The following is a 17929-nucleotide window of genomic DNA, read 5'->3' on the forward strand; positions in this document are numbered from 1 at the left end:
AAATGAGACGAAGGGTTGTTTTGGTCACAGATGGAGATGAATATGCAAAGCGGACAATTGAGCTTTTAACGAAGGAATTTGGGGGAAGGTGTATTTCAGCATCACAAAGTAATCCAACCAAATTGACAGGGAAAAAAGTTGTTGAGCTTATTATGCAAACGCCATATGACCCTGTATTTGTCATGTTTGATGACAGTGGATTTATTGGAGAAGGATCTGGTGAAAAGGCATTAAAATATGTGGCTACCCATAAACAAATTGATGTGCTCGGTATTTTAGCAGTAGCGTCTAATACGCATCATTGGGAATGGGCACGTGTAGATGTAAGTGTAGATCGGAACGGGAATTTAACCGAATACGGTGTTGATAAATTTGGACTTCCAGATGGTGAAATTGGCAGGATTAGCGGAGATACAATATATTGTTTAGACGATTTAAATGTTCCTGTCATTGTTGGAGTCGGTGACATTGGTAAGATGTGTGGAAATGATGAATGGGAGAGGGGATCACCTATTACGAAGAAAGCAATTCAATTAATTTTGGAAAGGAGTGGTTTTTATGACGAAGCCTAAAAAAGTGGATATCCCTATATCAACTTTCATAAGTGACAATGAAAATTATTTAAAGCAGACAGTTGGACTAGGCGTTACATACGATGTCGGCATTCGTAAATTTCAAATTTTGAATAAAGAAATTGGTGTGTTATTTGTAAACGGACTTTGTGATACAAATTATATTATCCCTATTTTAGAAGAAGCGGTGGATACAAATGAGATAAGGGATGTAGAAGAAGATACAGTGAAGCTTTTAGAGAATCGCTTAATCCATCAACAAGTAAGTAAAGTGAAAACGATGGATGAGGTAATGCTCCAAGTATTATCAGGACTGATCGTGATATTTGTGGAAGGTGAAACGGAAGCGTTCGCGATCGATGTTCGTAGTTATCCAGGGCGAACACCGACAGAACCGGATACCGAAAAGGTAGTACGAGGTGCGAGGGATGGATTTGTTGAAAATATCGTTGTAAATACAGCGTTAATTCGTAGGAGAATTCGAGATCCACGTCTTCGAAATGAAATGGTTCGAGTAGGAGATAGATCGCAAACGGATATTTGTATTACATACGTTCAAGATGTTGCAAATCCAGATTTAGTAAAGATTATAAAACAAGAATTAAATAACATCGATGTAGATGGAATTACGATGGCGGATAAAACAGTAGAAGAATTTGTTGTAAAGCAAAGCTATAACCCATTCCCACTTATTCGATATACAGAAAGGCCAGATGTAGCAGCAAATCATCTACTAGAAGGACATGTGTTAGTACTTGTTGACACATCGCCAAGTGCTATGATTACACCGACAACATATTTTCATCATTTACAGCACGCGGAAGAGTTTAGACAAAATCCAGCTGTCGGTACATTTTTACGCTGGGTGCGCTTTTTAGGTGTTATATTCTCGTTATTTTTATTACCATTTTGGTTAGTGTTTGTATTTGATCCAACTCTTTTGCCAGCAAATCTTGCTTTTATTGGACCGACTAAGATGACGCATTTACCAATTTTATTACAGGTGTTAATGGCAGAGGTCGGACTTGAGTTTTTAAGGATGGCAGCCATTCATACTCCAACGCCGTTATCGTCTGCAGCAGGGTTGATTTCCGCTATATTAATTGGTCAAATTGCAATTGATGTAGGTTTGTTTGTGCCAGAAGTAATTTTGTATGTAGCAGTTTCGATGGTTGGTGCATATGCAACACCGAGTTATGAACTAGGATTAGGGAATAAGGTTGGGAAATTGTTTGTTATTATTTTAACAGGTCTCTTCCATGAGATGGGATTTGTAATTGGTATGACGATATTAATTTTATTTTTAACGTCTATAAAAAGTTTACAAACACCTTATTTATGGCCGTTTTTACCATTTGATTGGGGCGCGTTAACAAAAATTTTACTCCGTCCAACGATGTCTAGTTTAAAAGTACGACCAAGTATTGTAAGACCTCAAAATGTAAAAAGACAAAAATAAACGGGATTATACACCCGTTTATTTTTTTTAGCAAAAATTTATTATTTTTTAACAAAAATCAAACATTTTTTGTGTACACTTAGAGTAGATATTGTGTATGAAAGGGGAAGAGGACATGATTAAATTATTTGTAAGTGATTTAGATGACACGCTCGTTTACGATGTGAATCATATGCAAAAAGAAGATGAACGTGCGCTGTGTTGGTTAGCTGAGAAAGGGACAAATATTTGTTTTGCCTCTGGCCGCTTTACACACAGAATTGATGAAGTTGTAAAAAGGTTTGCATTCCCATATTACACAACTGGCTTAAATGGAGCGACAATGTTACTTCCAGATGGAAATTTATTTCATGAATCGAGTTTTGAAAATGTGGTTGCCCAGGAAATATATCGATATATACATAAAAAAGGACTAGCGGATATTGTTTGTGCAAATGAGCAGCGATATACAAAAAGGAAGAATGAACATCACCATAATTTTGAAGCATATATGGGCGTGCATATCGCTGAAATTGAAGCGTTAGAAGAAGAGTTTGGTAAGACTGTACACCCTGCAAAATTGTTTGTTTTTGGAGAAGAAGAGAAAATTGTGACGTTAGATCAAGAGCTACGAGATACGTTTCAAGGCGAAGCGGAAGTTTTTATATCAGGTAAACGCTATGTTGATATTATGCCAAGAGGCGTGAGTAAGGGGAGTGCTCTAAAGCGACTAATGGATTATTTGCAAATTGAAGCAAATGAAGTTGCTTGTATTGGAGATTCTTTCAATGATATTTCTATGTTTGAAGTAACCCCGCATTCATTTACTCTTCATCATGCCCATCCATATGTAAAGGAGAAAGCAAATCATATAGTGCGTTCGGTTGAAGAGGCTGTTATGAAATTACCGTTACTTGTATAAAAAAGAAGCCCGTCATTGGCGGGCTTCTTTTTTACTTGAATAAAGATTTAACAAAATCAATGATACTTGAGAAGAAATCTTTCACTTTATCTAGAAAACTTTGCCCTTCTTCAGATCCTAAAAAGGCAGAAACATGTTCTTTTGCTTTGTTTAATTGACTACCAACTTGATTCCAATCGATATTAAGATTTTTCATTTTATCAAATAACGATACTAAGTTATCTAACTGTTCATCTGTTAATGTAATGCCGAGTTGGTCAGCAATTTTTTTAATTAATGAACGTAAATCTTCTGTTGTTTTTGGCTGTTCTTTTGCAATTTCTTCTTTAATTTTTGCAACAAGTTGAACTGCTTTTTCTTCACCAATTTTATCACCAAGCTGGGCTGTTTGTACCATTTCTTCATTCGCTACTTTTTTAACTTCTTCAGGAATTTGTTTATTGGACGCAGTTTCGTATGCTTTCATTAATCCAGTTAAAGCTGCAGTTCCTGAAACTTTAAAAGGTGCAGTAATTTGAATTTCTGCATCTTTTACACCTGCTGTAATCAAAGCGTTAGTGTACATTGCATCTGTTACCCAGTTAATGTTCTTTGATCGTACAATAAGACCAGATCCTGGTTTTGTGTATGTAATCATAGAAGAAGAAATTGCTCTCGTACCAATTTGTGCTTTTGGAACAATGCCTTCTAGAAATTTATGTTCTTCCGCATTAGATACAGTGATAATTGTAGCATCTTTTGGTGCTTTCATTTCTTTTAACAGATCTTGTTTTTGTTGTTCGGATAAGTTCTCTCCTAATGTAACAATTGATTCTCCCTCGATGATGTCTGCAAATGAAGCTGTTGGCATCATAAATACCGTTACAGCTAATAGCAGAGCTAATAATTTCGTTTTCACGAAAAATCGCTCCCTTTCTCTTTCTAAAATTTTCGGGCAACAAAGTTATTATAGTATATATTTCTTATTTGTCACCTAGCTTTTTCCACATTTCAAAAAAGAAGTATCTAGATTGTCGGATTCTTTTTGTTTCTAGTCATGAATGTGGTAATATAGTGCTGAGATAATTGAAAGGAGACATATACGCATGAAAACTTTAGGATACATATTAATGGAAAACGGTGAAAAAATCGACTTGGAATTTTTCCCAGAAGAAGCACCGAAAACAGTAGAAAACTTTAAAAAATTAGCAGAGCAAGGATTTTATGATGGTGTGACATTCCACCGTGTTATTCCTGGCTTCGTAAGCCAAGGTGGAGACCCAACAGGTACAGGTGCAGGTGGCCCAGGTTACTCTATTCCATGTGAAACTGATGGAAACCCTCATAGACACCTTGTAGGATCACTTTCTATGGCTCACGCTGGCCGTAACACAGGCGGTAGCCAATTCTTTATCGTTCATGAGCCACAACCGCATTTAGATGGTGTTCATACTGTATTTGGTAAAGCAACAAGCGGTATTGAAACAGTATTAAAAATGCGTCAAGGCGATGTAATGAAAGAAGTTAAAGTTTGGGAAGAATAAGGTAAGGAAAAAGAGAGCTTTTGCTCTCTTTTTTATTTTTAATGAGATTGAGTACTTCTTCTACAGCTCATCATACAAGTAGTATTGTTGCTAAAATATATTGCTTGTGAGAACAAACCTTTAACCAATTACATAGAATACATTACATTATATGTTTCAATAAATATTTTTTGTTATATTAATTTTGCTAGAATTGTGCTGCTTTAGGGTAACTATAAATGAAGTGCTGTTGAATGATATGTTTCTTTCCATTCCATATAAAATTTTCTTTTTTTAACTCTATTTATTAAAGGAATAGTGCTGAAACATAGATTTGACTTTCTTCTTTTCGCTTTGTATGATTATCAAGTTGTTTTAGACTCTTCTCACTCTGTTGAAAATATTGTAAAATGAATGTGATATGAAAAGAGTGATTGAGGGGATTACTAGTTTGTAACTTTTGTAAGAAGGGATAAGGGTTATGTTAATTCGTTTTAAAAAAAGTTATGAAAAAATTGCAATGGGGCTTCTTTCGTTTATGCCAACTGAAAAAGATGTGAAAACATTACAATTGACAATGAAAGAATATGAAGCAAAAGATGATTGGCAATTGTATTTGTGGAAAGAAAATGAAGATTTTGTTGGAATAATGGGGATTGTAAAAAAAGAGAATCAAGTATTAGAAATTCAGCATTTGAGTGTGAACCCGTCTCACCGTCATGTGGGGATTGGGACGAAGATGGTTCAAGAGTTAAAGAGTAAATTTCTTGAGTTTACAATTTGCGGAAATGAGCAAACGGCAAGTTTTTGCGAAAAATGTAAAGGGCTAGAACAAAATATACATTCGTGAAAGCAGAGATAAGTAGTTTATTATCTCTGCTTTCTTTTTTGTAATTGTTCGTTTCGTTCAGTAATGACCTCTGTGCGATCACGCATAGTGTGCTTGTTTATAATATATTCACCTGGGATAGCATTCAAGTCTTTCCAAGAGAGGTTTTGTTTTTGACATAACTCTATGCACTGCTTCTCTAACGATGGATCTGATAAGGGTAAAAATAAAGGTAAAAAACGTTCTTTTTTATGGATAGATTGCAATCTTTCATTGAGCAAGGAAAGAAGTTGTACTTGATTAATTCCTAAACGTTGTAAAGGTACACCGCTTTTTTCTAAAATTATGATTGCGCTTTTCATCATTTTTGTGGAACCATTCCAATTAGCACGTCTTTGGTGGTATAAAGAAACTGCGATTTGAATGAGACCAACTAAGTAATGATCACGATTACCTCTTGGTTTTGTTTTCCAATACTCTTCTAGTATTTCGTGGCATTCAAAATAGTCATAATCTCCATGGAAATGAATTAAAAATTGTATGTATTCGGTAGGATACATGTTTTCTCGCTCCTATCTAACGGTTATACATATAAGTGTATCATAGAAATATGAACAATAAACGACTAGGAGGTTTCCCCCTAGCCGTTATTGTTCATATTAGCAGAAGCAAGCTGCTCCTACAATAATTAGTAAAATAAACAGTACAACAAGTAATGCGAACCCACCGCTAAAACCACAATCAACGTGACCCATAGTTTTTTGACCTCCTACATTGTTCTTACTACACTGTTATCATATGAAGTGGTGGGCATGATGACATAGGCATCGGTCTATTTTTAATTAAATTTCTTAAAAAGGTTGGATAGAACATGAGTATGCTCTATACTTATGTTGTTATAGAAAAAATGTGGTGGGATGCTTTGTGCAATATAATTTTAAAGTAGAGGCTTTTGAAGGGCCGTTAGATCTATTGTTACATTTAATACATCGTTATGAAATTGATATATATAATATTCCTGTAGCAGATATTACAGAGCAATATTTATCTTATGTGCATACGATGAAAGAACTTCAATTAGATGTTGCAAGTGAGTATTTAGTAATGGCTGCAACGTTATTACAAATTAAAAGTAAGATGTTGTTGCCGAAACATGAAGAAGATGTACTTGATAACGGTGATGATTTTATAGATGATCCTCGTCAAGAATTGATGGAGAGGTTAATTGAATATAAGAAATATAAGCAAGTTGCTACTGAGTTAAAAGAAAGAGAACAAGAAAGAGCACAGCTATATACACGTCCACCAATTGACTTTACATCGTTGCAACAAGAAGAGGAGACAAGCTTACCTCTTGATGTTACGTTATATGATATGCTAGCAGCATTTCAAAAATTAATGCGCCGTAAAAAGGCAAAAAAACCTGTAACAACACGTATTACTCGTCAAGAAATACCAATTGAACAGCGAATGACTGATATTTTAAAGCAGTTAAAAATAAAGGGTGGTCGCCAAAGTTTTTACGATTTGTTTGTTGATGATGAACGTGAAATAATGGTTGTAACATTTTTAGCAGTTCTGGAACTTATGAAAAATCAACAAATCATAATTGAGCAAGAACATAATTTTGATGAAATTTTCGTATCAAGCTCTAATAAATCTGCATAGAGCAAGTATGTGAAAATGGGATAGGAACATTTTATCTCATGCTATGTTTTAATGTATCGTTTGGAACAAGAGAAAAAATATTGAACCGAACGCATTAATTGTGATTCGGTTTTTTGATGTGTATTTTTATGGGAAAATAGAAGGAAGGAGCTCGTGAAATGGATAGGAAAGAACAAAAGTCAATTATTGAAGGCCTTTTATTTGTTTCTGGTGATGAAGGGATTTATCCAGAACAAATAGCGAAAGTTCTTGAAATTGAAATGAATGAAGTAATTAATATTTTAGAAGAAATGCAACAAGAATGTGAAGGTGCAAACCGTGGTTTGCAAATTGTACAGTATGCAAAAGTATATCGTTTTGCTACAAAGAAAGAACATGCTTCATATTATCAAAAATTAATAGATACACCAACAGCTGCTTCACTCTCACAAGCTGCCCTCGAAACTTTAGCGATTGTTGCATATCGCCAACCGATCACAAGGACTGAAATGGAAGAGATTAGAGGAGTTAAAACCGATAAGGCGTTACAAACGTTGGTTTCACATTTACTTATAAAAGAAATGGGAAGAGCAGAAGGACCAGGGCGTCCTATTTTATACGGAACAACAAAAGAATTTTTGGACACATTTGGATTGAAAACATTAGATGATTTACCACTGCTTTCTGAAGAGAATGAACAAATGAATGAAGCAGATTTATTCTTCGGTTCCTTACAAGAGATATCGAAATAAAAGCTTAGCATTTTGCTAAGCTTTTTTTGTATATCAATTATTTACAGTGCCATACTAAATGAAAAAAGGAGACGAGTTATGAGAGGTATGCGGATTATTTTATTATTAGTTTCTGTTTTATTATGTTTTTCTTTAAATAGCGCATCAGCTAAAAGGTATATGATGTCCATTCATACTACGTCTCCTTTACATATGCATCGGCAACATCTTAGTAAAATGAAAGTGAGCTTTTTAAAAGTGGGGCAAGGTGACGCAACACTTATTATAATGCCAAATGGACAAACAATGTTAATTGATGGAGGACCTTATGAAGCAGGAGAGGTTATTATTCAGAAATTAATTGAGAAAGGGATTAATCATTTAGATGTAATTGTCAGTACGCATCCCGATATGGATCACATAGGGGGGTTAATTCCAATTGTAGAGCAAATGCCGGTATCGCTTATATTAGATAGCGGAAAAACATATAGTTCTCTTACTTATCATACGTATCGGAATAATATTAAAAAAAGAGGGATACCTTTCGTTTCAGTAAAGGAAGGACAATATATACCGCTGGATCCACATGTTTCTATACAAGTATTAAACAACGGGAAATCAAAAGATGAAAATAATGAATCCTCAATTGTTTTAAAGGTGCGATATGGAAAAGCGGATTTTTTATTAATGGGTGACGCGGATGTACGGACAGAACATGAAATATTAAAACAATTTGATGTCCATGCAGATGTGTTAAAAGTGGGGCATCACGGCTCATATACTTCAACAAGTGAAACGTTTATAAAAAAAGTGGAACCGCAGTTTGCTATTTTGTCGTACGGGAGTAGTAATCCGTATGGACATCCTCACCAAAGTGTAGTGAAACGCTTAAAAAGGCACGGTATAATGGTATATAGAACGAATAAACGTACAGTAGAAATGGAAACAGATGGTGAACATATTATGTTAGAGTCTAGCGGGTTAATGCCATTATTGAAGTGATTTCTAGATTAGGGGGCGATACTGTCCCTTTTTGGAAAAATGAATAATATATATTATAATTATAAGAGACGTAAGAAATTTCCTTTTCTGTTGAATAAAAAGGAAATTTCATTAGAATGTATAGACAACTACTCGTGCGTATATTAAGATGGAACTAGGCGAATAAGGTAATAATAACAAGTAGGTAATTCATGGGAAAGGATCGATGAAAATGAAAACGCAAATTGTCATCAATGCCAAAATTTACACAGGTCAAGAAATAGTGGAAAACGGATTTATTCGTTACGCAGAAACCATTAAAGAAATTGGTTTGATGGCTCAATATGTACCACAAGAAAATGAAACTGTTTTTGATGCTACAGGGAAGATTGTAATTCCAGGTATGATCGATGTTCATATTCATGGTGGATACGATATTGATGCGATGGATGCAAATAGCGATGGGTTAGTAACTCTAGGTAAAGAAATGTTAAAAGAAGGGGTTACAACTTACTTCCCAACAACAATGACACAAGCTCCAGAGGCAATTGAAGCAGCGTTAACTGCTGCAAAAGAAGCAAAAGAAAAAGGAGCGCATTTCGAATATATTCACTTAGAAGGACCTTATGTTTCAAAGAAACGTGCAGGTGCACAACCACTTGAACATATCGTTCCTGCAAATATTGAGCAATTTAAACAATGGCAAGAAGCAAGTGGGAATTTAATTAAATTAGTAACATATGCACCAGAAGAAGAGGGAGCATTAGAGTTTGAACAATATCTTGCTGAAACTGGTGTAGTTGGCACAATGGGGCATACAGATGCAATTGATGCGCAACTAAAAAATAGAAAGATTACACATGCGACACATTTATACAATCAAATGCGTGGATTACATCACCGTGAACCAGGAGTTGTTGGTCATGTGTTATTAAATCCAGATGTAATGGTTGAAGTAATTACAGATGGCATTCATATTCACCCTGATATGGTGAAATTAGCATATAAGTTAAAAGGACCAAAAAAAGTAAGTGTTATCACTGACGCAATGCGTGCAAAGGGTCTTGAAGATGGATTATATGAGCTTGGCGGACAGCCAGTACATGTAAAAGATGGTAGTGCTCGATTAGAAGATGGAACGTTAGCTGGTAGTATTTTAAAAATGGATCAAGCTTTCCGAAATGTAATTGAATTTACAGGTTGTTCAATCGAAGATGCAGTACTGATGACATCAGTTAACCAAGCAGAAGAGTTTGGATTAAATAATAAAGGTGCATTAGCGGTAGGAAAAGATGCAGACTTTGTTGTGATGAATGAAGATTTACATGTATATGATACGGTTCGTTTAGGAATTCATATGAAGGAAGGGAAGTAATTAAATGAATATTCTTGTTGTAAAAACTCCAGAAGAACTAGCAGAAGCAGGTTATAAATTAATTGAAGAAGTTGTAAAAACAAAAGAAAATCCAACATTAGGAATGGCTACAGGAAGCTCTCCATTAGGTATTTATGCAGAAATGCGAAAAAATAAACTTGATACAAGCCGTGTAACCACTGTAAACTTAGATGAGTACGTAAATTTACCACATGAAGATAAAAACAGCTATCACTATTTCATGCAAGAACAGTTGTTTGATCATCTTCCATTTAAACAAACTTATGTACCAAACGGGATGGCAAGTGATTTAGAGGAAGAGTGCAAACGTTACGAGAGCATTCTAGCTGCTAACCCAGTTGACCTACAGATTCTTGGAATCGGTGAAAACGGTCACATCGGATTTAATGAGCCAGGAACACCGTTTAATTCTCCAACAAACATTGTTGAATTAACAGAATCTACACGCCAAGCAAACCTTCGCTTCTTCGAAAAAGAAGAAGATGTGCCAACTCATGCGATTACAATGGGAATTGGAAGCATTATGAAAGCGAAACAAGTTCTACTAGTTGCTATGGGTTCTAAAAAGGCAGAAGCTGTTAAAGAATTATTGCAAGGTGAATATAGTGAAGAGTGTCCGGCTACAGTTTTACAACGTCATCCGAATGTAACCGTAATCGCTGATCAAGAAGCTCTATCTTTATGCAGTGAGGCGATTGCTGATGAACATCGACAAGTATTCACCATTTCCGATCTATTATCAGATTCAAGAGTGGGTGAAACAGCTAATTGAGGACGGCGAATGGAAGCCGGGAGATAAAATCCCATCTGAGAATGAACTTTGTGATAAGTTCGAAGTGAGTCGAATGACAATCAGACAGGCGATTAATAATTTAGTGGAACAAGGCTATTTATATCGGAAGCGTGGAATTGGAACATTTGTCCAACTTCCGAAAGTGGAACAAAAATTGCAAGGAATGACGGGATTCACAGAAGACATGATTTCTCGTGGGATGAACCCAAGTAGTCAATTACTTAGTTTCCGCCTAGTTCCAGCTACTGCGAAAATAGCAGACCGGTTGAGAATACAGGAGGGGGAATCGGTTTATGAAGTGAGGCGTATTCGCTTAGCTGATGATGAACCGATTGCTTTTGAGACGACATATTTGTCGCCAGCTCTTGTAAAAGATATTAACGAAGAGATATTGCAACAATCTTTATATGAACATTTAGAGAAAAAACTGGGCTTTAAACTTGTTAGCGCTACTCAGTCAATTGAAGCTTCCGTTGCGACGGAAAATGAAGCTGAACATCTGCATATTCCTAAAAAGGCGCCTGTACTTGTAATGCGTCAATGGTCATATTCAGAAGGTGAGGTACCGCTAGAGTACGTGAAATGTATTTATCGTGGAGATCGTTATAAATTTATTACGAATATCGCACGTAACAAATAGTATATTTCAGTTTGTGAAGTACAGTGGAATTGAAAATGGTTAACATGTAAAGAAATAAAAATACGACTCATCCTTATAAGGAATGAGTCGTATTTTTATTATGAGCAATTACGTGGTTAACAGCATCTTTGACGTGATTTACTACATAGTGAGCGTGATTTTTTACTGCATCATCTGCTTGTGACATAGCAAAACTGTGAGGAGTTAAAGAAAACATAGGAATATCATTGTAAGAATCCCCTATACAAGCAATTTCCTCAGGTTTTATTTGAAACTCATTTAATAAAACAGAAATGGCAGAGCCTTTACTAACATTCGGTGGCATTACATCTAAACATTGTTCTGCTGAGATGAAAGTACTAACTTTCCCGTGGAATTTTTCATCAATTTTTTTCTGAAGGAGTTGTAAGCTCTCCTTTGTTCCACCGACAGAAATTTTATTTGGGAAAATTGTATCATCAATCTTCTGTAGTAAGTTTGGTTCTTCAACAGAAGTCATAGTTACTTGTTGTTCAAGTTCTTGAATAAAAGGTGTTTTCTCTTCAATGTAATAATTATGCTCATCACTTACATAACGGAAATAAGGATCTTCATTCGTCATAGCTAACAAATCGGGAAGTATGCTGGAATCAAAAGTTGCAGATAATAGTTGTTTATTTTCATGTGTATATACAAAAACACCATTTACACTAATGCGATGAAAATTTGTATTTACAGCTTTCATTAAGTCTGCAATTTCATTATCAAGTCTTCCGGAAGCGAAGCAAAGAATAACATTTTGTTCGGCAAGGCTGCGTAGTGCCGCAACATCTTGTTCATCAATAAGACCTCCGTGTTGCATCATTGTACCATCGATATCACTTACAAACATTTTAATCATGCTGTTATCTCCTTTCTATGTACAGTTGCTCTTACATTATACGCATCATATATAAACATGTCTAAAAAATGAATTTTTATTAAATGGCAGATGTTTTACATTGACGACAAAGAAGAATATTCTGTAACATAAAAGTAGGCTATTTAAGTACGAGGGTGGTGTTATATGAGTAATTATCTAGAAATTAAAAAAGTTTTAAATAATAATGTCATCATTGCTAGCCATCCGGAACACGAGGAAGTAGTAGTGATTGGTAAAGGAATTGGATTTGGGAAAAAAGCGAAAGATGTATTGGAGCAAGAACAAATCGAAAAAATGTTTGTCTTAAAAAATGAACGTGATCGTGAACAATACAAATTATTAGTGCCGCATATTAGTGAAAAATTAATTGAATTGATGAACGATATTATGCTGTACATTCAAGAAAAAGCGAAATCTCCACTAAATGAACATATTCATATTGCGTTAACGGATCATATTTCATTTGCGATTAAAAGGTTAAAACAAGGACTTACAATTGATAACCCTTTTTTAGTTGAAACAAAAATGCTCTATCCAGAGGAATATGAAATTGCGGAAGGTGTTGTACAACTTTTAAATTCTCGTTTGCAAATTACATTGCCAGAAGGAGAAATTGGTTTTATTGCACTTCACATTTACAGTTCGCTTACAAATTCTGATTTATCTTCAGTTAATCAAAACTCCCGTCTCATTGCACAACTTGTATCTTTAATTGAGACAAACTTACAAATTACATTAGACCAAGAGAGCATTCATTATTTACGCCTTATTCGTCATCTTCAATATGCTATTGAGAGGGTGAAAAAAGGAGAAAAAGTAGAAGAATCGCAAAGTTTTGCTGATTTATTAAAGGCGGAGTATCCAGTTTGCTATAACTTGGCTTGGAAGCTAGTTAAGGTCATGCAAAAAGAGTTGCAACTACCTGTATATGAAGCTGAAAGTATTTATTTAACGATGCACTTGCAACGCTTAGTGAAGGCAGAGCATGTGTAAAAAGTCATATATTTTTGTCTAAAATGAAAACGTTAAAAAAAATGATTGAATCGCTTACAATAGTTATGTATAATAACTATTGCAAAGTTATACAAATTTCGACAAACACATTAAGGTGAGTAACGAAAACGTTTGCCTTAATTATAGTGAACTTATACGTAAACCTATTTTTGACACGTGTTACTGATTCGATCAGGCATGAGTGGAGAAAAGTAAGGAATGTAAGCTAGAGAAAGGGATATACTACCCTTTGTATAGCTATCGTTCTATCTTTTTTTCCTCATGTCTTTTTGGCGTTTGTCGGAAGGTATCAATATAGATAAGAGAGGAAGGGTTTCCATGTTTAAGAAGATCTTTGGTGTTCTTCAAAAAGTCGGAAAAGCGTTAATGCTTCCAGTAGCGATTTTACCGGCGGCAGGTATTTTACTTGGATTTGGTAATGCATTTCAAAATCCACAGTTAACAAATGTTATTCCTGCTTTAAAAGCAGATTGGTTCGTAATGGTTGCAAAAATTATGGAACAATCTGGTGATATTATTTTCGCTAACCTTGCATTATTATTCGCAGTTGGGGTAGCAATTGGTTTAGCTGGTGGAGACGGAGTAGCTGGTTTAGCAGCATTCGTCGGCTACTTAATTATGAACAAAACGATGAGTGTGTTCTTAGAAGTAGATAAGCTAGTGAAAGTAACAAGTTCTGGAGCAGACCCAGTAAAAATTGGATTTGCAGATCCAGCGTATGCAAACGTATTAGGTATTCCAACGCTACAAACAGGAGTATTTGGTGGTATTATCGTCGGTATAGTAGCGGCATATTGCTATAATAAATACTTCAACATTGAATTACCATCATACTTAGGTTTCTTTGCAGGTAAGCGCTTCGTACCGATCGCAACTGCAACATTTTCTTTAATAGTAGGTATTATCATGTGCTTCATTTGGCCATACATTCAAGGTGGCTTAAACACGTTCTCACATCAAATGATTGATGCAAATAGAACAATCGCAGCATTTATATTCGGTTTAATTGAACGTTCATTAATTCCATTTGGATTACATCACATTTTCTATTCACCGTTCTGGTTCGAATTCGGTCAGTATACAAATGCAGCTGGCGAATTAATCCGTGGTGACCAAAAAATCTTTATGGCACAGTTAAAAGACGGTGTAGAATTAACAGCAGGTACATTTACAACTGGTAAGTATCCGTTCATGATGTTTGGTCTTCCAGCAGCAGCTTTAGCAATGTACCATGAAGCACGTCCAGAAAATAAAAAATTAGCAGCAGGTATTTTAGGTTCTGCAGCATTAACATCTTTCTTAACAGGTATTACAGAGCCACTTGAATTTTCATTCTTATTCGTAGCGCCAGTATTATTCGGAATTCACGCTGTATTTGCTGGTCTATCATTTATGACAATGCAAATTTTAGGTGTTAAAATTGGTATGACATTCTCTGGTGGTTTAATTGACTTCCTATTATTCGGTGTATTACCAGGCCGTACAGCATGGTGGTGGGTAATTATTGTTGGTCTTGTACTAGCAGTTATTTACTACTTCGGATTCCGCTTTGCAATTCGCAAATGGAATCTAAAAACACCTGGTCGTGAAGTGGCAAATGCAAATGACGGCGCAGGAAAAGCAGAAGCAGGCGAACTTCCTCGTGAAGTATTAGTAGCACTTGGTGGTAAAGAAAACATTGCTTCTTTAGATGCTTGTATTACTCGTTTACGTGTTCAAGTTAACGAACAAAAGAATGTAAACAAAGACCGCTTAAAAGAACTTGGAGCAGCTGGTGTACTTGAAGTTGGAAATAATATTCAAGCTATTTTCGGGCCGAAATCTGACACATTAAAATCACAAATTCATGATATTATGTCAGGTCGTACACCTCATGTTGAAAAAGAAGAACCTGTAAAAGTGGAAGAAACTCCTCAAAAAGTTGATGAAAATGAAACAATTGTATCACCAATCGAAGGAAAAATCTTACCAATTACAGAAGTACCTGACCAAGTATTCTCAGGAAAAATGATGGGAGACGGATTTGCAATTGAACCAACTGAAGGAACAGTAGTTTCTCCAGTGAACGGTGAGATTGTCAATGTATTCCCTACAAAACATGCGATTGGCATTCAATCTGAAGGCGGAAAAGAAATTTTAATCCACTTCGGTATTGATACTGTAAAATTAAATGGTGAAGGTTTTGAAGCGCTTGTAGCACAAGGCGACAAGGTGAAACAAGGCCAACCATTATTAAAAGTAGATCTTGCATTTGTAAAAGAAAATGCACCATCTATCATTACACCAATTGTCTTTACAAACTTACAACAAGGGCAACAAGTCGAATTGAAAAAAGATGGAAATGTTAAGAAGGGCGAAACCGCTATTATTGACATTCAGTAGGAATTTGACGCAAAATGTTTATAATTATAATAGGCGATGTGGTTGACCGAACATCGCCTATTATATACAATAGATGGTGTAGTACTCACGTCTATACAACTAAAAAATACTGTAATTTAAAGGAGATAAATTATCATGGAAAAAATCTTTAAAGTAACTAGCGACTCAGGAATTCATGCTCGTCCAGCAACTCTACTTGTAAACACTGCAAGCAAATTCGGTTCTGACATTAACTTAGAGTATAACGGAAAGAACGTTAACTTAAAATCAATCATGGGCGTTATGTCTTTAGGCATTCAACAAAACGCAGAAATTAAAATCACTGCAAATGGTGATGATGCAGCTCAAGCACTAGCAGCTATCGAAGAAACTATGAAAAACGAAGGATTAGGAGAATAATGACTCTTAACATTCAAGGGATCGCTGCATCAAGTGGGATTGCTATTGCAAAGGCTTTCAGACTTGAAAATCCTGAATTTAACATCGAAAAGAAATCAATTACAAACGAAGCTGCAGAAATTGCACGCTTAGACGCTGCGCTTGAGAAAGCAAAAACTGAATTAGAAGCTATTAAGGACCACGCATTTGCTGAACTAGGTGCTGACAAAGCTGCGATCTTTGAAGCACATTTATTAGTGTTAAATGATCCAGAACTAGTAAACCCAGTAAAAGATAAAGTAAATAGCGAAAAAGTAAATGCTGAATTTGCAATGGATGAAGTTGCATCAATGTTTATTTCTATGTTTGAAAACATGGATAACGAATATATGAAAGAACGTGCTGCGGACATTCGTGACGTAACAAAACGCGTTCTTGCACATTTACTAGGAATTAACTTCTCAAATCCTGGTACAATTTCTGAAGAGGTAATCATCATTGCTGAAGATTTAACACCATCTGATACAGCTCAGTTAAACCGTAAGTATGCAAAAGGTTTCACTACTGATATCGGTGGACGTACATCACACTCTGCAATTATGGCTCGTTCTATGGAAATTCCAGCTGTTGTTGGTACGAAAGTTGTTATGGAGAAAATCCAAAACGGCGATATCGTTATCATTGACGGTTTAGATGGAGAAGTAATTGTAAACCCATCAGAAGAAACTCTTCGTTCGTTTGAAGAAAAGAAAGCGAAATTTGAAGAGCAAAAAGCTGAATGGGCTAAATTAAAAGACCAAGCTACTGTAACAAGTGACGGACATCACGTTGAGCTTGTTGCAAATATCGGAACACCAAATGATGTACAAGGTATTATCGATAATGGCGGAGAAGGCGTTGGCTTATACCGTACAGAATTCTTATACATGGGCCGTGACAATCTTCCAACAGAAGAAGAGCAGTTCGAAGCGTATAAAGCAGTTCTTGAAGGTGTAAAAGAAGGTCAACCAGTCGTTGTTCGTACACTTGACATCGGTGGAGATAAAGAGCTTCCATACTTACATTTACCAAAAGAAATGAACCCATTCTTAGGATACCGTGCAATTCGCTTATGTCTTGATGAGCAAGATGTGTTCCGTACACAACTTCGTGCATTACTTCGTGCTAGCGTATACGGTAACTTAAAAATTATGTTCCCAATGATTGCAACTCTTGATGAGTTCCGTCAAGCGAAAGCGATTTTATTAGAAGAGAAAGCGAAACTTGTAGAAGCGGGTACAACTGTTTCTGATTCTATTGAAGTTGGTATGATGGTTGAAATCCCAGCTTCAGCAGTATTAGCAGATCAATTCGCGAAAGAAGTTGACTTCTTCTCTATCGGAACAAATGATTTAATCCAATACACAATGGCTGCAGACCGTATGAACGAACAAGTATCTTACTTATACCAACCATATAACCCATCTATTTTACGTCTTGTAAAAATGGTTATCGATGCTGCTCATAAAGAAGGCAAATGGGCTGGTATGTGTGGTGAGATGGCGGGCGATTCACTTGCTATCCCATTATTATTAGGATTAGGTTTAGATGAGTTCAGTATGAGTGCAACATCTATTCTTCCTGCAAGAACACAGCTAAGCAAGTTGTCAAAAGCAGAAATGGAAACATTAGCAGAAAAAGCATTAATGATGTCAACTGCTGAAGAAGTTGTTGAACTAGTTAAAAGCATATAATCAATAAAAAAACCTGAGCCGATTTGAAATCGGTCTCAGGTTTTTTCTATGAGAAAAGTAAATCTTATTT

19 protein-coding genes are annotated in these 17929 nt (G+C 35.7%); 15 read left to right on the forward strand and 4 right to left on the reverse strand.

Annotation, left to right across the window (positions count from 1 at the left end; translation table 11 throughout):
- Window positions 1-2 precede the first annotated feature (2 nt).
- From spoVAEA to AB6801_RS10085, 3 genes are all read left to right on the forward strand, one after another.
- Window positions 3-572, forward strand: coding sequence for a stage V sporulation protein SpoVABEA (spoVAEA, locus tag AB6801_RS10075; protein ID WP_001254415.1), 570 nt, complete (start codon window positions 3-5; stop codon window positions 570-572).
- Window positions 559-2031, forward strand: a complete 1473-nt coding sequence (gene spoVAF, locus AB6801_RS10080) for a spore germination protein SpoVAF (RefSeq protein WP_000165596.1) — start codon at window positions 559-561, stop codon at window positions 2029-2031. Before spoVAEA ends, spoVAF begins: the two co-directional genes overlap by 14 nt.
- A 97-nt stretch (window positions 2032-2128) precedes the next feature.
- Window positions 2129-2932 (forward strand): Cof-type HAD-IIB family hydrolase, encoded by an 804-nt coding sequence (locus AB6801_RS10085; protein ID WP_002062280.1) that lies wholly within the window; start codon window positions 2129-2131, stop codon window positions 2930-2932.
- Between the two features lie 31 nt (window positions 2933-2963).
- On the opposite strand, the gene AB6801_RS10090 is transcribed toward AB6801_RS10085, so the two are convergent.
- Entirely contained in the window at window positions 2964-3830 is an 867-nt protein-coding gene (locus AB6801_RS10090; RefSeq protein ID WP_000850515.1) for a DUF1002 domain-containing protein, read from the reverse strand.
- Between the two features lie 187 nt (window positions 3831-4017).
- On the opposite strand from AB6801_RS10090, the gene AB6801_RS10095 reads away from it, so the two are divergent.
- Window positions 4018-4455 (forward strand): peptidylprolyl isomerase, encoded by a 438-nt coding sequence (locus AB6801_RS10095; RefSeq protein WP_000853782.1) that lies wholly within the window; start codon window positions 4018-4020, stop codon window positions 4453-4455.
- 460 nt (window positions 4456-4915) lie between these two features.
- Window positions 4916-5284, forward strand: a complete 369-nt coding sequence (gene ribT / locus AB6801_RS10100) for a GNAT family N-acetyltransferase RibT (protein WP_000908401.1) — start codon at window positions 4916-4918, stop codon at window positions 5282-5284.
- Between the two features lie 20 nt (window positions 5285-5304).
- On the opposite strand, the gene AB6801_RS10105 is transcribed toward ribT, so the two are convergent.
- Entirely contained in the window at window positions 5305-5823 is a 519-nt protein-coding gene (locus tag AB6801_RS10105; protein WP_000283588.1) for a DUF309 domain-containing protein, read from the reverse strand.
- A 99-nt stretch (window positions 5824-5922) separates the two neighbouring features.
- Complete coding sequence (locus AB6801_RS10110) at window positions 5923-6018, reverse strand: YjcZ family sporulation protein (protein WP_000510194.1); 96 nt, start codon at window positions 6016-6018, stop codon at window positions 5923-5925.
- A 169-nt stretch (window positions 6019-6187) separates the two neighbouring features.
- Between AB6801_RS10110 and scpA the strand changes: the two genes are divergently transcribed.
- From scpA to phnF, 6 genes are all read left to right on the forward strand, one after another.
- A complete protein-coding gene (scpA, locus tag AB6801_RS10115) occupies window positions 6188-6931 on the forward strand; it encodes a segregation/condensation protein A (RefSeq protein ID WP_001199753.1) in 744 nt (247 codons plus the stop codon).
- Between the two features lie 158 nt (window positions 6932-7089).
- Window positions 7090-7662 (forward strand): segregation/condensation protein ScpB, encoded by a 573-nt coding sequence (scpB, locus tag AB6801_RS10120; protein ID WP_000375170.1) that lies wholly within the window; start codon window positions 7090-7092, stop codon window positions 7660-7662.
- Between the two features lie 78 nt (window positions 7663-7740).
- Entirely contained in the window at window positions 7741-8643 is a 903-nt protein-coding gene (locus tag AB6801_RS10125; protein ID WP_001214829.1) for a ComEC/Rec2 family competence protein, read from the forward strand.
- A gap of 211 nt (window positions 8644-8854) precedes the next feature.
- The gene (gene nagA, locus AB6801_RS10130; RefSeq protein WP_001987227.1) at window positions 8855-9997 is read left to right on the forward strand and encodes an N-acetylglucosamine-6-phosphate deacetylase; all 1143 of its coding nucleotides are present in this window, start codon (window positions 8855-8857) and stop codon (window positions 9995-9997) included.
- A gap of 4 nt (window positions 9998-10001) precedes the next feature.
- Entirely contained in the window at window positions 10002-10790 is a 789-nt protein-coding gene (gene nagB / locus AB6801_RS10135) for a glucosamine-6-phosphate deaminase (RefSeq protein WP_001024210.1), read from the forward strand.
- Window positions 10720-11451: a phosphonate metabolism transcriptional regulator PhnF gene (phnF, locus tag AB6801_RS10140; protein WP_021727649.1), complete on the forward strand. Its 732-nt coding sequence runs from the start codon at window positions 10720-10722 to the stop codon at window positions 11449-11451. Before nagB ends, phnF begins: the two co-directional genes overlap by 71 nt.
- Before the next feature lie 73 nt (window positions 11452-11524).
- On the opposite strand, the gene AB6801_RS10145 is transcribed toward phnF, so the two are convergent.
- Window positions 11525-12331, reverse strand: a complete 807-nt coding sequence (locus AB6801_RS10145) for a Cof-type HAD-IIB family hydrolase (RefSeq protein ID WP_000594244.1) — start codon at window positions 12329-12331, stop codon at window positions 11525-11527.
- Between the two features lie 165 nt (window positions 12332-12496).
- On the opposite strand from AB6801_RS10145, the gene glcT reads away from it, so the two are divergent.
- The 4 genes from glcT to ptsP all read left to right on the forward strand — a co-directional run bounded on the left by glcT (window position 12497) and on the right by ptsP (window position 17859).
- Window positions 12497-13345, forward strand: a complete 849-nt coding sequence (gene glcT, locus AB6801_RS10150) for a glucose PTS transporter transcription antiterminator GlcT (RefSeq protein WP_000073854.1) — start codon at window positions 12497-12499, stop codon at window positions 13343-13345.
- A 339-nt stretch (window positions 13346-13684) separates the two neighbouring features.
- On the forward strand, window positions 13685-15748 hold the full coding sequence (gene ptsG, locus AB6801_RS10155) for a PTS glucose transporter subunit IIABC (RefSeq protein WP_000473174.1): 2064 nt from the start codon (window positions 13685-13687) through the stop codon (window positions 15746-15748).
- A gap of 135 nt (window positions 15749-15883) precedes the next feature.
- Window positions 15884-16147, forward strand: coding sequence for a phosphocarrier protein HPr (ptsH, locus tag AB6801_RS10160; protein ID WP_000411080.1), 264 nt, complete (start codon window positions 15884-15886; stop codon window positions 16145-16147).
- Window positions 16147-17859, forward strand: coding sequence for a phosphoenolpyruvate--protein phosphotransferase (ptsP, locus tag AB6801_RS10165; protein ID WP_000174207.1), 1713 nt, complete (start codon window positions 16147-16149; stop codon window positions 17857-17859). Before ptsH ends, ptsP begins: the two co-directional genes overlap by 1 nt.
- Window positions 17860-17929: the final 70 nt, after the last annotated feature.

The sequence above is a fragment of the Bacillus sp. RCC_6_1 genome (assembly GCF_041360755.1).
GTDB classification, from domain to species: domain Bacteria; phylum Bacillota; class Bacilli; order Bacillales; family Bacillaceae_G; genus Bacillus_A; species Bacillus_A cereus.

Excerpts from the sequence above, each read along its gene's own strand:
- ptsH (WP_000411080.1), top strand. The coding sequence starts at position 15,884 with ATGGAAAAAATCTTTAAAGTAACTAGCGACTCAGGAATTCATGCTCGT.
- ribT (WP_000908401.1), top strand. The coding sequence starts at position 4,916 with ATGTTAATTCGTTTTAAAAAAAGTTATGAAAAAATTGCAATGGGGCTT.
- scpB (WP_000375170.1), top strand. The coding sequence starts at position 7,090 with ATGGATAGGAAAGAACAAAAGTCAATTATTGAAGGCCTTTTATTTGTT.
- phnF (WP_021727649.1), top strand. The coding sequence starts at position 10,720 with ATGAACATCGACAAGTATTCACCATTTCCGATCTATTATCAGATTCAA.
- glcT (WP_000073854.1), top strand. The coding sequence starts at position 12,497 with ATGAGTAATTATCTAGAAATTAAAAAAGTTTTAAATAATAATGTCATC.
- nagA (WP_001987227.1), top strand. The coding sequence starts at position 8,855 with ATGAAAACGCAAATTGTCATCAATGCCAAAATTTACACAGGTCAAGAA.
- spoVAF (WP_000165596.1), top strand. The coding sequence starts at position 559 with ATGACGAAGCCTAAAAAAGTGGATATCCCTATATCAACTTTCATAAGT.
- spoVAEA (WP_001254415.1), top strand. The coding sequence starts at position 3 with ATGAGACGAAGGGTTGTTTTGGTCACAGATGGAGATGAATATGCAAAG.
- AB6801_RS10095 (WP_000853782.1), top strand. The coding sequence starts at position 4,018 with ATGAAAACTTTAGGATACATATTAATGGAAAACGGTGAAAAAATCGAC.
- ptsG (WP_000473174.1), top strand. The coding sequence starts at position 13,685 with ATGTTTAAGAAGATCTTTGGTGTTCTTCAAAAAGTCGGAAAAGCGTTA.
- AB6801_RS10105 (WP_000283588.1), bottom strand. The coding sequence starts at position 5,823 with ATGTATCCTACCGAATACATACAATTTTTAATTCATTTCCATGGAGAT.
- nagB (WP_001024210.1), top strand. The coding sequence starts at position 10,002 with ATGAATATTCTTGTTGTAAAAACTCCAGAAGAACTAGCAGAAGCAGGT.
- AB6801_RS10145 (WP_000594244.1), bottom strand. The coding sequence starts at position 12,331 with ATGATTAAAATGTTTGTAAGTGATATCGATGGTACAATGATGCAACAC.
- AB6801_RS10125 (WP_001214829.1), top strand. The coding sequence starts at position 7,741 with ATGAGAGGTATGCGGATTATTTTATTATTAGTTTCTGTTTTATTATGT.
- ptsP (WP_000174207.1), top strand. The coding sequence starts at position 16,147 with ATGACTCTTAACATTCAAGGGATCGCTGCATCAAGTGGGATTGCTATT.
- AB6801_RS10085 (WP_002062280.1), top strand. The coding sequence starts at position 2,129 with ATGAAAGGGGAAGAGGACATGATTAAATTATTTGTAAGTGATTTAGAT.
- AB6801_RS10110 (WP_000510194.1), bottom strand. The coding sequence starts at position 6,018 with ATGGGTCACGTTGATTGTGGTTTTAGCGGTGGGTTCGCATTACTTGTT.